12 protein-coding genes are annotated in these 13,228 nt (G+C 63.9%); 7 read left to right on the forward strand and 5 right to left on the reverse strand.

Translation table 11 applies throughout. The features are described 5' to 3' along the window. Positions 1–12: 12 nt before the first annotated feature. The gene (locus DOM54_RS13560) at positions 13–1,818 is read left to right on the forward strand and encodes a sugar phosphorylase (protein WP_110716846.1); all 1,806 of its coding nucleotides are present in this window, start codon (positions 13–15) and stop codon (positions 1,816–1,818) included. A 340-nt stretch (positions 1,819–2,158) separates the two neighbouring features. Here the strand turns inward: DOM54_RS13560 and DOM54_RS20285 are convergent, their stop codons facing one another. Beyond that, a complete protein-coding gene (locus tag DOM54_RS20285) occupies positions 2,159–2,320 on the reverse strand; it encodes a hypothetical protein (RefSeq protein WP_206019105.1) in 162 nt (53 codons plus the stop codon). Positions 2,321–2,653: 333 nt separating this feature from the next. Between DOM54_RS20285 and DOM54_RS13570 the strand changes: the two genes are divergently transcribed. The 6 genes from DOM54_RS13570 (at position 2,654) to DOM54_RS13595 (ending at position 8,857) form a co-directional block, all read left to right on the forward strand. After that, positions 2,654–3,430 (forward strand): ABC transporter substrate-binding protein, encoded by a 777-nt coding sequence (locus DOM54_RS13570; RefSeq protein WP_276309683.1) that lies wholly within the window; start codon positions 2,654–2,656, stop codon positions 3,428–3,430. Further along, the gene (locus DOM54_RS13575; RefSeq protein ID WP_206019106.1) at positions 3,427–4,566 is read left to right on the forward strand and encodes a FecCD family ABC transporter permease; all 1,140 of its coding nucleotides are present in this window, start codon (positions 3,427–3,429) and stop codon (positions 4,564–4,566) included. Before DOM54_RS13570 ends, DOM54_RS13575 begins: the two co-directional genes overlap by 4 nt. Continuing rightward, complete coding sequence (locus tag DOM54_RS13580) at positions 4,563–5,462, forward strand: heme ABC transporter ATP-binding protein (RefSeq protein ID WP_110716849.1); 900 nt, start codon at positions 4,563–4,565, stop codon at positions 5,460–5,462. The genes DOM54_RS13575 and DOM54_RS13580 overlap by 4 nt, the downstream gene beginning before the upstream one ends. Further along, positions 5,459–6,133: an O-methyltransferase gene (locus DOM54_RS13585; RefSeq protein ID WP_110716850.1), complete on the forward strand. Its 675-nt coding sequence runs from the start codon at positions 5,459–5,461 to the stop codon at positions 6,131–6,133. Before DOM54_RS13580 ends, DOM54_RS13585 begins: the two co-directional genes overlap by 4 nt. Further along, positions 6,130–6,720 carry a PadR family transcriptional regulator gene (locus DOM54_RS13590; RefSeq protein WP_110716851.1) on the forward strand — a complete coding sequence of 197 codons (591 nt, stop codon included), beginning with the start codon at positions 6,130–6,132 and terminating at the stop codon, positions 6,718–6,720. Before DOM54_RS13585 ends, DOM54_RS13590 begins: the two co-directional genes overlap by 4 nt. 130 nt (positions 6,721–6,850) lie before the next feature. Beyond that, positions 6,851–8,857, forward strand: a complete 2,007-nt coding sequence (locus DOM54_RS13595) for a TonB-dependent receptor domain-containing protein (protein WP_240613901.1) — start codon at positions 6,851–6,853, stop codon at positions 8,855–8,857. Between the two features lie 95 nt (positions 8,858–8,952). Here DOM54_RS13595 and DOM54_RS13600 read toward each other — a convergent pair whose 3' ends face one another. From DOM54_RS13600 to DOM54_RS13615, 4 genes are all read right to left on the reverse strand, one after another. After that, the gene (locus DOM54_RS13600; RefSeq protein ID WP_110716852.1) at positions 8,953–10,173 is read right to left on the reverse strand and encodes a glycosyltransferase family protein; all 1,221 of its coding nucleotides are present in this window, start codon (positions 10,171–10,173) and stop codon (positions 8,953–8,955) included. Positions 10,174–10,242: 69 nt separating this feature from the next. Continuing rightward, a complete protein-coding gene (locus DOM54_RS13605; protein WP_110716853.1) occupies positions 10,243–11,109 on the reverse strand; it encodes an HAD-IIB family hydrolase in 867 nt (288 codons plus the stop codon). A gap of 210 nt (positions 11,110–11,319) precedes the next feature. Then, a complete protein-coding gene (locus DOM54_RS13610; RefSeq protein ID WP_110716854.1) occupies positions 11,320–12,279 on the reverse strand; it encodes a 2-dehydro-3-deoxygalactonokinase in 960 nt (319 codons plus the stop codon). Beyond that, positions 12,276–12,962 carry a 2-dehydro-3-deoxy-6-phosphogalactonate aldolase gene (locus tag DOM54_RS13615; protein ID WP_110602985.1) on the reverse strand — a complete coding sequence of 229 codons (687 nt, stop codon included), beginning with the start codon at positions 12,960–12,962 and terminating at the stop codon, positions 12,276–12,278. The genes DOM54_RS13610 and DOM54_RS13615 overlap by 4 nt, the downstream gene beginning before the upstream one ends. Positions 12,963–13,228 lie beyond the last annotated feature (266 nt).

Consider the following 13,228-nt stretch of genomic DNA (forward strand, 5'->3'; position numbering starts at 1 on the left):
AAGGAATCGCCCATGCCCAGTCGTGCCGCGAATTATCCCGCCCTTTCCGAGGAAGACTTCATGGCCCGCGCCAGCGCGCGCCTGGAAGAGGTATATGGACCCCGCCGCGACGAGATCATGCGACGCCTGATGACGTTGCTGATGCACCAACGCAGTGCACTGGATACCTTGCCACGCCCCACCTGGAGTGAGCGCGACCAGATCTTGATCACGTATGGCGACACCATCATCGATGGAGAACGGCCGCCACTCGAGGTAATGGACGACTTTCTCGCCACTCGCCTGAATGGCACGTTCAGTGGCCTGCATATCCTGCCGTTCTTTCCCTGGAGCAGCGACGACGGCTTTTCGGTGATCCATTATCGCGAGGTCAATCCCAAGCTCGGGGACTGGCAGGATATCCGCCGGCTCGCCTCGCGAGTGGACTTGATGGTCGATCTCGTCATCAATCATGTCTCGCGCGATTCGCTATGGTTCATCGACTACCTCTCGGGCACGCAGCCGGGGCGCGACTACTTCATCGAGATGGACCCGGAAACGGACCTCTCCATGGTCACGCGGCCGCGCAATTCGCCGCTTCTGGTACCGGTATCGACGCGTCGCGGGACACGCCACCTGTGGGCGACCTTCTCCGAAGACCAGATCGACCTCAATTTCGCCAATCCGGACGTACTGCTCGAGTTCATCGGCATCCTGCTCTATTACGTCCAGCAGGGCGCGCGCATCATTCGCCTCGACGCCATCACCTACCTGTGGAAGGAGGTCGGCACCCCCTGCGTGCACCTGCCTCAGACCCACGCCATCGTCCGCCTGCTGCGGGCGATTCTCGACTTCATGGCACCGGGAACGCTGCTGATCACCGAGACCAACGTGCCACACCAGGAAAACATGAGCTACTTCGGTCTGGAACGCCTGGCGCCAGAGCCTAAGGTCGAGGGCCACGACGACGAGTCGCCGTCGATGCCCGACGAAGCGCACATGATCTACCAGTTCACGCTGCCGCCTCTGCTGGTGCACACGCTGACCAGCGGCGACGCCACCACGCTGGCCGGCTGGGCGCGCAGCCTGCCGACGCTGCCACCGGGCTGTACCTACTTCAACTTCACCGCCAGCCACGACGGTATCGGCGTCAGGGCCCTCGAGGGTCTGCTGCCACCTCACGAACTGGAGATCATGCTCGAACTGATGCACCGCTTCGGCGGCTACGTCAGCATGAAGACCAACGCCGACGGCAGCGACTCGCCCTACGAGATCAACATCACGTACTACGACGCGATGAAGGGGACGCGTCGTGGCGCCGACGCGTGGCAGGTCGAGCGTTTCCTCTGCAGCCAGAACCTGATGCTGGCGCTACAGGGGATACCCGGCGTCTATTTCCATAGCCTGACCGCGACCCTCAATGACCACGGCGGCGTCGAGCGCAGTGGCAAACTGCGCTCGATCAACCGTCGACGCTGGCCCAAGGAGGAGCTCGACGAACTCATCGACAGCCGCAGCACGCCGACCCGCGAGGCGTTCACCTCGCTGAAGCGACGACTCAACATTCGCGCCAACGAGCCCTGCTTTCATCCCGAAGCCGCTCAGCGAGTGCTCGACACGCCGCCCGGCATCTTCGCCATCGAACGCGGACCGCTCGCCAACGGGCGCCGCCTGCTGGCCATCTACAACATCAGCGACACGCGCCAGCCGCTGGAGATCGACGAACTGAACGATGGCGAGTGGTACGACGTGCTCAAGGATGGCAAGCGCTGGAGCCCGCACCCCGACGAACGCGACATTCTGCGACCCTATCGCAGCCTGTGGCTGGTCCAGCCGTAAACCCCGGCCCCGGCACTCGAACTTCGCCTCGCTCGTCCCACGCTCAAGGGAAACGAACAGGACTCGACCGATCATGCGGATTTCGATGCTCGCCATCAGCGCGCCGTTATTGCCATCGGCCCCATCAGCGCGGGTGGCTTGACGCTCAGGACAACGGCTACTTCTGCGTATTCCGCTGGCACGCCGAGCGCCAATCTGGCCGGGTGTGGCTGATCGGCATCACCTTGGGCTTCTTTACAGCCCCCGTCGCTCAGCGTGGCGTGAAATGGTTCATCGTGATCGGCCCATTGAGTGCGCTCACCACGCTCTCCATCTTCTCAGCCGAGCGGGTCGGCGCTATTCAGAGTGAACGCTGGGCCTGGTCACCGATGGGCACATTGGTGCACGTCGTCAGCTCGTCGGCGATGATCGTGCTGGCCATCGCTTGCCATGGCTGGCCGCACCAATGACGCATCTGTGCAGTCTCGTCCGACGCCGCGAAGTCGTGCTTCCAACGAGTCATCCATTCTCATCCGGCTCGAGCGAAAGCCGAGCCGGGGGCGCCTGATGCATCGCGACATCCCTCCTCTCCTCGATTGGCCTTCAGCACTGACTCCCCAAACCTGATCACTAATGATTTTGATTATCATTTAATTTATCGTACGATATTTCACTCGCGCTTTTCTCAGCCATCTTTACGCTACTGCGGCCGGCGACAACAATGACACTTTCCCATCTCAAGCAGGCACCACGCAGCTCGCGCGTGCTTCTTCTCGCCCTCGCCACATGCCTGGGCCTCGCTGCACAGGGGGTCTCATGTAGCGTGTCTGGCGAGCCTCGCGCACGTCTTGCCGTCATGGATCCCGGACACGTGGAAATTCTTACCGCATTGGGCGCCGCGGAGGACCTCGTGCTGATACCGCAAGATCCCGCCATCGACAATGCACTCGCCGAGGTTGTGAGGTATCAGCGCTTGCCGAGCATGGAGGGGCTACTGGCGGCAAACACCACCCTGATCGTTGGTGGTAATCCCGGACGCGACCTGCCTGTTCTTGAGCAGGCGAAGCGCCTGGGGATAGACAGTGTCATGGTCTCTCGAGAACTGCCCGCCATAGATCGCGTCCGCCAACTCGCCGAGCTCACCGATCATGAAGCGGCCGGCGAAAGGCTGATTGCCCACACGGAGGCCAGGTATGCCAAGGCGGCGCAAGTGGTTGCGACACAATCCTCACGCCTCCAGGTGCTGCACCTTTCCAGTAGCGGGGCGGGAACGTCCGGCGCTATCACTGCTGCGGGGCGTTCCACCGCTGTACATGGCCTGATCGAGCGCGCCGGCGGTGTCAACGTCGGTGCCGAAGCCGGGCTCGAACGTTACCAAACGCTGACGGCGGAAGGCGTTATCACCATGGCACCGCAGGCCGTGCTGGTCTCGAGGTTGGAACTCCCGGCACTGGGAGGCCCGGAAGGTATCTGGACGCACGTACCAGGGCTTGCCAACACACCGGCCGGCCGCAACAAACGTCTGATCGTCCTGCCCCACGCCGCGGTGAAATTCGATGCCGTGAAAAGCGGCGAAGCGACGCTCGCGCTCGCCAGCGCGCTGGCAGATCCCGAGACGGGAGCGGCGCCATGAAGTCGCCCTCTTCAATGACGACCCCCTCGCGCTTGTCGTCCGCTCAAGCGCCGTCGACTCAAGGGTCGGCGCCGCAAGCGCAACCCTCTTCATCGCCGCCACCGGCGAAGCGGCAGGTTCGGCCTGCCGCGGTTCCCATCGCGCTCGGCCTCTGCGCCGCCCTGCTGTTGACCCTGTCGATCGCGGCAATGACAGGCCAGGTGCCACTGACGCTGGCGCAGCTGCTGGGCGTGCTGGTGTCCCCTTTCGATATCGCCGAGGGGGAGCGCCTGGCGCACGTGGTGTTCTGGGAACTCCGCTTGCCGCGGGCACTGATGGCACTGCTCGTCGGTGCCGCACTGGCGATGGCCGGCGCGGCACTCCAGGGGCTGTTCGGCAACCCGCTGGCCGATCCCGGTATCGTCGGTGTCAGCAGCGGCGCCTCGCTCGGTGCGGTAGCGGTGATCGTGCTGCAACTCGACTTCCTGGGCCTCTGGACGCTACCTTTCGGCGCATTCGTCGCCGGAACCATGACCGCCGCGCTGATATACCGGCTCTCTGGGCTGGTCAATCAACGCGGCAACGCCAACCTGCTGCTGATCGGCATTGCCATCAATGCGATCGCCGGGGCCGTGACCGGCTATCTGACCTATCTCGCCAGCACCGAGCAGTTGGAGAGCCTGCTCTTCTGGTCGATGGGTTCGCTCGGCAGCATCGACTGGCGTAATGTCGGTATTGTCGCCCCGATCGTAGTCTTCGCCGCGTGGCAACTGCGGCGCCAGGCGAGACCGCTTGACCTGCTGGCCCTGGGCGAACGGCAGGCGCGACACGCAGGAGTCGATGTCGTTCGGCTGCGTCGAACGCTGATCGTCCTTGCCGCTCTGCTGACCGCAGGGGCCGTCGCCTTCACCGGGACTATCGGTTTCATCGGGCTGGTCGTCCCCCACCTGACAAGACTGCTGATCGGGCCGGGCCATCGCCAACTGCTGCCGCTGAGCGCACTGGCCGGCGGGCTGATCCTGATGCTGGCCGACATCGGCGCCCGCTCGCTCGACCCGCCCAGCGAGATTCCCATCGGCATCCTGACGGCGACGCTCGGCGGTCCCTTCTTTCTCTGGATGATTGCCCGGGGTCGAAGCCGAGGAACCACGCCATGAACACGGGATCGCCACTCCCTCTCACCGCCTTCCCTCGAGGGACGTGCACATCGGGCCGAGCCGTCGCGACCACCTCGGTTGCCAGCGCGCCGGCACTCGAGCTATCCGGCGTCTCGTTCGCGCTCGGGGGTCGCAAACTGCTCGACGATATCGATCTGCGCTGCGAGTACGGTAGCGTGACGGCCCTGATCGGTCCCAATGGGGCGGGCAAGTCGACACTGCTGGCGCTGATGGCGGGTGACCAACCCGCAAAGTCGGGAACGCTCTCGCTAGCGGGACAGCCCATCGAATCGCTCAGCGTGCGCGAGCTTGCCAGCCATCGTGCGGTGATGCCGCAGGACAGCGTGTTGCGGTTCGCCTATCTGGTGGAAGAGGTCGTCGGCATGGGGCGCCAACTGCACGTCTCGGATCCTGGATTGGACGGCCCCGTCATCGCCCAGGCAATGCGGGTCGCCGAGATCGCCCACCTAGCCAGCCGCGATGCCATGACGCTATCCGGCGGCGAACAGGCGCGTACCACCTTTGCTCGCATTCTCACTCAGCAAACCTCGATTCTCCTGTTGGACGAACCCACAGCGGCACTCGATCTGCGTCATCAGGAGCGATTGCTGCAGAGCGCCGCCAACCTGGCTCGACGAGGTTGCTGCGTCGTGGTCGTTCTCCACGATCTCAATCTGGCCGCCGCTCACGCCGACTATCTCGTGTTGCTGGCCGACGGACGCGTGATCCTACAGGGCTCTCCGTGGGAGGTACTCGACGCCGAACGCCTCGGTGTCGTCTACCGTCAACCGGTTAGCGTGCTCGCCCACCCTCAACGCGGCTGCCCGATTGTGGTTACCCGCGATGCAGCGGCCATCAATTCTCCAGAGGCAGGCGAGGCAACCTTTCCCTCATGATCAGCACCATTGACCAAGTCAGCATCAGACGCGTTCTCCAGCGCGAGCACGACGCCGCCCGTCATCAGCGCAGCACACGCCAGGCCGAACGCCGAGCCGTCGGCGAAACCGGTCCGCGCCCGGGGCCCTCGTTCCGCGACGCGGCCTACTACCAGCACAGCTATCTGTCCATCGGACCTGACCAGGGCGCCCTGCTCTACTTTCTGGCTCGCGCCAGCGGAGCCTGCCGCATCGTCGAGTTCGGCTCATCCTTCGGCGTTTCGACGATCTACCTCGCCGCCGCAGCGAGCGACAACGGCGGACACGTCATCGGCAGCGAGTTCTACGCCAACAAGCGCGAGCGCGCCATGGCCAACCTTCGGGAAGCCGGACTCGACGCTCGAGTGGAGATTCGCCTGGGTGACGCCACCGAAACGCTCTCCGACATCGTGGGGCCAATCGACTTCGTTTTTCTGGATGGCGATAAGTCGCTCTATCAGCCGGTGCTGGAAAGCCTGGAAAGCCGTCTCGCCGCCGATGCATTGATCATCGCCGACAATCTCGATCACCTGACCGGCGACCCGGGGGACTTCCGCCATTTCGTCACCACCCAACCGGACCGCTACACCACCAGACTGATGTCGATCGGCAAAGGGATGTTCAGTGTCAGCCAGTGGCACGGCAAAGCATGAGTTCGACAGCCACGGGCTCGAGCGGTTTGCCGTTGGGCATGCCAAGTGCACGCAAGCTGAATGCCCAAGAGCTTTCCCTGCTGCTGCTGAGACTGCTCGACACGGCGCCGGCTCACGGTAGTGCGTTGAGCGACCGCGTCGAGAAGTTGTCGCAGGGGTTTTACCGGCCCAGTCCAGGGAGTCTCTACCCCGCGCTTTACGCGCTGACCGAACACGACCGAATCGCTCAAACTCGAGCGGGACGGCGCAAGGTCTACGCTCTGACTGACGCCGGACGCGCCTGGCTCGGCAGCCACGAGGGCGAGGCCGAACGCGTCGATCAACGGCTACGACGAGCTGGCCGCAAGCTGAGCGCCATGCGACGGGCCTACGAGTTGAACATGCCGGATGAAGAGAGCTCGACGCTCGCACAATCCATGCTCGAGGCCCGCATGGATCTCAAGGCAGCGTTGCACGAGTGTCTCGATTTACCGCCAGCCGCGCAGCGACGAATCATTCAGTCACTGACACAGGCGGCGGCATTCATCAGGGCGCTCGATACGCCAATGGCACCGGACGACGAGCAGGACTTCCGACACCGGCCCTGACACCGGTTCCCATAATCATGAGCTAGCGCCCAGGCCAAAGCGTTTATCGTCGCGCTTGGGACGACTACCAATCCGCAACGAAGAGACCGGACTGCGATGAGCCCTTCATACTAGGAACAGGGAACATCACATGTCATTCATGCAGCAAACCAGGACGACGGCGCCGATCAATGCCGCCTGTCGTCCATACCTGACACTGGCCGGGCTGACGCTTGGATGCGCGCTAGCGCAGGAGAGTGGCGCGCTGGACACGATGACCGTCACCTCGGCATCGGCCTCTGGCTACGCCGTCGACCCCGTCCATGCCCCCGCCAGCATCTCGGTCATTTCCCGCCAAGAGCTGGAAGGAAAGTCCTATCGCGATATTACCCATGCGCTACAGGACGTGCCCGACGTTTACATCAACGACGGCCCGACGAGCAAAGGCGGCACTGGCGAAGTCTCGATCCGGGGCTTCGATTCGCAATACACGTTGATTCTGGTCGATGGCGTGCCGCAGGACTCCTCCCAGGCTTACTACAACGGCTTTGGCAGCGGCGCCGAATACAGCTGGCTACCACCGATGTCGGCCATCGAGCGTATCGAGGTAATTCGAGGGCCGATGTCGACGCTTTACGGTTCGAACGCGCTGGGCGGTGTGATCAATATCATCACGCGACCGATCCCGGAATCGTGGACGGGCTCCATCAACACCGACACGCTGATTCAGCAACACAGCGACTCCGGCAATCGCCAGCAGAGCAACGTCTATCTGGCAGGCCCGGTGATCGAGAATACACTGGCCGCAACGTTCACCGCGTCCACCCTCTCCCGCGCCGAGGACGACATTACCTACGGCTATCCCGAGTACGATCGCGACACCTACAGCGGCAAGCTCACCTGGACACCGAACGACGACAACACGCTGAGTCTCGAGGCGGGATACGCCGACCAGCGGACCGAGGCCACCGCCGGCCGCAGCGGCAGCCGTGGCGATAGCGAGTTCGAGACTCGCCGCCGCCATCAGACACTGACCCACGAGATCGACTGGGGCAATCGCATTCGCACCCGGAGCTTCGTCAAGCATGTCGATCTCGACCAGGACGACGGCTCCTACACCTCGACCTATGAGCGCAGCACGTTCAAGTCATCGACCGTCATTCCACTGGGCGATCATCTGCTGACCGTGGGAGGCGAGTACCGCAAACAGGAGATCGACCACCCGGACCGCGCCCTGGGCGTCACGAATCTGGAGCGCTGGGATGGTGCCCTCTTCGCCGAGGACGAGTGGTTTCTCACCGACCGCTTCTCGTTGACGACCGGCGCGCGCTACGTCGAGGACGAAAATTACGGCAGCAAATTCGTACCACGGCTTTACGGCGTATTCGACGCGACGTCCACGCTGACCTTCAAAGGCGGCGTCAGCGCCGGCTATCGCACCCCGGATCTCAAGGAAGGCGACTCCAACTGGCTGGAGGGCGGAGGTGGCCCCGGCTGCCCCGACTGCCGCGACGTCGGCAATTCCGATCTAAAACCGGAAAAGAGCATCACCTATGAGTTGGCCGCATACTGGCAATCGAGTCCCGACCTGCTCACCAGCGTGACGGTGTTCCACACCGAGTTCGACGACAAGATCGAGAAACCGGTCGTCTGCGACATCCGAGAAGGTGACGCCAGCTGTGTCTACCTGGGTGACGACTACACCGCGCTCTATCAGTACATGAACGTGGAGGAAGCGACGATCGACGGGGTCGAGCTGGGGCTCGACTGGGCGTTGACGACGGCGCTGGATCTCAACGCCAGCTACACCTACACCGACAGCGAGCAGAAAAGCGGTGACAATGCCGGGCTACCGCTCAATGACCAACCCAAGCATCGCGCCAGCCTGGGAATCGACTGGGCCGCGACGCCGGCGACCAATGTGTGGTCACGAGCACGCTTCAAGGGCGAGGCAGAACAGATCGCCGGGCGCGGGGGCCTGTCCGACGCCTACCCCAGCTACACCCTGGTCGACGCAGGTCTCAACTACCGTGTGATTCCCAATCTGACGCTCTACGGCGGGGTCTACAACGTGTTCGACAGACGTGTCGACTACGACAGCTATGGGCGCGTGCTGGATGGTCGCGCCTACAACGCCGGAGTCACTCTGAGTTTCTGAACGGCGCCGATGGCCGCTTACGAGGAAATGGGGTTATGTAGAGGATCGTTACCGACAAGGAGCCGGCTGGCGTTGACCAGCCGTCTTCTCGAGGCTCAAACATCGCCTGCATTATCCAGCTCCACCGCTTCGAACAGGCGATCCTGAAGGTCGGGAATCGCCGCCTGGACCCGGTTCCAACTGGGAATGAAAGGCTTGTCCCGTGGGGATTCGAAGAAGGCGGCGCCGGCCTGCATGATATTGTCGGCGAACAGCTCCACGGCGGCCTCTTCGCTATGGCGGTCCAGCTTGAGCCCGTTCATGGCGGCATCGTGGTCGTAGGCCTCGATCAGATCCAGCGCCACGCGATAGTAGGTGGCCTTGACCGTACGGAAGCTCTCGACGCTCATCTCCACCCCGAGCGTCGCCAGCTTGCGATACATCGCCTTGGCGATGTCCATGCTCATCCGGTTGAGCCCGCCGCTGGGATCCTCCTCGGAGACCGGCTGATGCTTGTGGTCGTAGGCGTCGGCGATATCCACCTGACACAAGCGCTTGGTCGAGAAGTTCCGGTGAACTTCGGAGAGCACGCCGATCTCCAGGCCCCAGTCGCTGGGAATGCGAATGCCGTCGAGCACGTCGGCGCGCATGGAGAATTCGCCGGATAGCGGATAGCGGTAGCTGTCGAGATAATCGAGGTAAGGCAGCGGCCCGTAAATCATCTTGAAGGCCCGAATCAGCGGCGTGACCATCAACCGCGCCACCCGGCCGTTGAGCTTGCCGGAGGCGATTCGGGAGTAGTAGCCCTTGCAGAACTCGTAGTGGAAGCGCGGATTGGCCACCGGGTAGATCAACCGCGCCAGCAGGCCGCGGTCGTAGGTGACGATATCGCAGTCGTGGAGTGCGATCGCCTCGGCCTTGCCGGATGCGCGGACGTAACCGGAACAGTACCAGACGTTGCAGCCCTTGCCCGGCTCCAGGGGCGCCAGGTTCTCCTGCGCCAGTTCCTGCTGGAGGGCCTGGAGTCGCGGGCCGTCGTTCCACAGGATGCGGTGGTGCTGAGGCAGGCGCGAAAAGAACTCCCGCGCCTTGAGAAACTGCTCGCGATCGGCGCGATCGAGGCCGATGACGATTTCGCTGAGATAAGGCACCTTGCACAGTTCATCGACGATGTGCGAGAGCGCCGGCCCCTCCAGCTCGGAGTAGAGCGATGGCAGAATCAGCCCCATCGGCCGGGTGCGCGAGAACTGCTTGAGATCGTTCTCCAGGGCTTCCACCGAGCGCCGCGTCAGGTTGTGGAAATTGGTAATGATACCGTTCTGATAAAAATCACTCATGAAGCGCCCTCTTCGTATTGTCGTTTTGGCGTCGATCCGTGACGCCTGTCATCAGGTCGATATCTTCGACTACTGCGGCTCGCCACTCTCCCATCCCGATTCCTGGGCCAGCCAATGCGCGACACCCTCCGACCAACCGGCCGGCCCTCGCGCTTGCGTTCGATAGACCTGGGCCCCTCCCAGGGCCATCGGCTGGCCATGATTGGCGGCAATGACCACGGCCATGTCCGTCGTCGACAGCAACGCCAGATCGTTGGGCCCATCCCCGAGACCCAGCGTCCTCGGCCGATAGCCACGCAACGACTCGAACCGGGCCAGCAGCCATTCGGCGGCCTGTCCTTTGTCGACCGCGCCCATGACATGCCAGAAACGGCCGCCTCGGGTCAGGCGCAGGCCATCGACGCGCAGGGTCTCATGCAAAGCTTGCAGTTTGGTGTCGTCGTCCTCCCAGACCAGCGGTTCGCTCCCTTCACGACTCATCGCCTGCTCGGCACCGGCAGTACTGAGCCCCGTGAGTTCTCGAACCTCGGCCAGGTCCATCTCCCCCATCCGGCGGAAGCGCAGACCATGGCGCTCGCGCACCACATCCAGACGACGCCGGATGAAGTCGACATCCATGCTCGGGGTCTTGACCACCAGGCCGTCCGGCGAGGCCGGGTCACGATCCAGTCGCGCGTGCTGCCAGGATGGCGGCAGGCCGATCACCGCGCCGTTCTCGGCGATGAAGGGGGTCTGCTCCAGTCCCAGCTCCTGGCGAAGTGCCAGCAGTTCGGCACGGGTCTTGCTGGTGGTGGGAATGACCGGGATCGCCCACTGCTCGAGACGCTGCAGCCACGAGGCGGCAGGCTGCCAGTCGTAGCTATCGTGGTCCAGTAACGACCCGTCGAGATCGGTGAACACCAGCAACGGTGGCTTGTTCAAGGTCGGCTGTGTCATGGCTTCACCCGCATCGCATCACCTCGTCATGTCGTACGCGATCGGCTGCTTGTCGGCAGTCGTATAGGTGAAGGTAGCACGTATCATGCCAAACACGACGGCTCGCGCCATGGGAGCCGGACACGGCTCCCATGGCGGTGCTGTCGAGCCATTGACGCGGGCCGCCTGCGCACCATTTTGGTGCATTAGTGGCTCGTGGCCCGATGGATATCAGCAGCGGGCGTGTCGTGCCGCGATCGCGATGACGCCGGCCAGGGTCGCGCGATCGCTATCGATCGCTTCGACCGCGATCCCGGAGGCCTCCAGTGCAATGGTATAACTTTGCCGAAGCGAGTCAGCGCCGACGAGATACACCTTGTCGAGCTCGTGACGAGCCGCTTGCATGGCCCTTACCTCCTCCCCGATCAAGACGCCGGAGAGAAAGCTGCCGACCTGTGCCGATTCGAGTCCAGCGTAGAGATGGCGACTGCGGGCTTCGAACAGGGCATGCATCACGCCCCCGGGGCAGCCGGCGCGGGAAACGCCGAGGCGAAATGCGCCCTCGTCGAACGGCGCGTCTTCACGAGCCGGCTCTCCCGGCAGGGTGTGGAAACGCACCGCGTGGTAGAGCTCGCCGGTCATCATGGTGGTAAACGCCGTCATGCGGCCAGCATCGAGGCGCGCCCACTTGCTGTGGGTACCCGGTAAGCAACAGTCGCCACCGTCCACGCCAGCAAGCGCCAGGGCACCAAAGGCCTGAACCTCCTCCCCGCGCATCACATCGACGTGGGCCGGGGTTATCTGCTTGACCCCCGGCACGATCCAGACGTTGTCGAGGCCCGGCGCGGCGACCACGTTCTGGGCCAGATCGGCGGCGGCGACAGGGAGTTCCAGTTGCGGCGCCTCGTGCCAGCCCCGCGCGGAACCGACCATGCCGGCCAGGTAGACCGGGATTTTCTCAGCGCCCGAAGCCGCGCCTTCAACGCCCGAGGCCGCGCCGCCGCCCTCCCGCCATTCGTCGGTCTGCGACGCGCAGTAGTGGGGGAATTCGCTCTGAGTCAGCGCGCGCAGACCGGAGGCCGAACGCCGGCTGTCCAGCACCTCGCCGCTGGCGGTGTCGACCAGAAAGGCGCGGAAGTTGCTGGTTCCCCAGTCGATGACGATCAGGCGCGCCGGTGCCTCGCCGCTCATGCATCCGCCTCGCGTTCCATCTGCTCCGCGTGGTGCGCAACCTCGAGCAGCCGACGCCACTCCGCGACCAGCTCGGCCGCGATCTCGCCGACTTCCGCCGCCTTGCGTCCCGGCTTGTAGAGGTTGCTGCCGAAGCCGAAGCCGGCCACCCCGAAGGCGTGCCACTCGCTCATGTTGCTCTTGTCGATACCGCCGACCGCCAGCACCGGCAGGCCCTTGGGCAGGATCGCGCTGATATCCTTGAAGTAGCCGGTGCCCAGGCGTGCCGCCGGGAACAGCTTGAGCGCCGTCGCCCCGGCCTTGGCCGCGGCCAGCGCCTCGCTCGGCGTCATGCAGCCGATCATCGGTGCCAGGCCGTGCTCGACACCGGCCCGAATCACCTCCGGGTCGGTATTGGGCGTGATCAGCAGCGGCGCATCGAGATCGGCCAACCGCTCGGCGTGCATCGGGTCCAGCACCGTGCCCGCGCCAATCACGACATCGTCCGGACAGCGCCTGGCGATCGCGGCGATGCTGTCCCAGGCCCGCGGGGAGTTGAGTGGGATCTCGATCAGCTTGAACCCCGCCGCCACCAGCGCGTCGAACACGGCGTCGATCTCTTCCGGTGTGATTCCGCGCAGGATCGCCACCAACGGCCGTTCGCGCAGCGCCGCCTCCAGGGCGAATTTGCGTGTCTCGTTCATTTCTCTCTCCTCGTTTCGGCCAGTCTAGGGCCGCGCGTTGAAGCGCAGCCAGCAGAGCATCAGCATGTAGCGCTCGAGAGCCAGCCGGACCACACTTTCCTGGAGGCTCTGCGTCGGCGAGCAAAGACGGCTGAGCGCCCAGTACGGTGCGCTCGAGAGCCAGCCGAGCGAGCTGAAGCGCAAGGCGCCCGGCGCACAGAACCCGGAGCATATGGGGTATATGTGAGGAGTTCGCGCACCGGGCAACACGGCGATTCACTCGCGCA

Origin of the sequence: Salinicola acroporae, from assembly GCF_003206615.1 — a bacterium.
Taxonomy (GTDB): domain Bacteria; phylum Pseudomonadota; class Gammaproteobacteria; order Pseudomonadales; family Halomonadaceae; genus Salinicola; species Salinicola acroporae.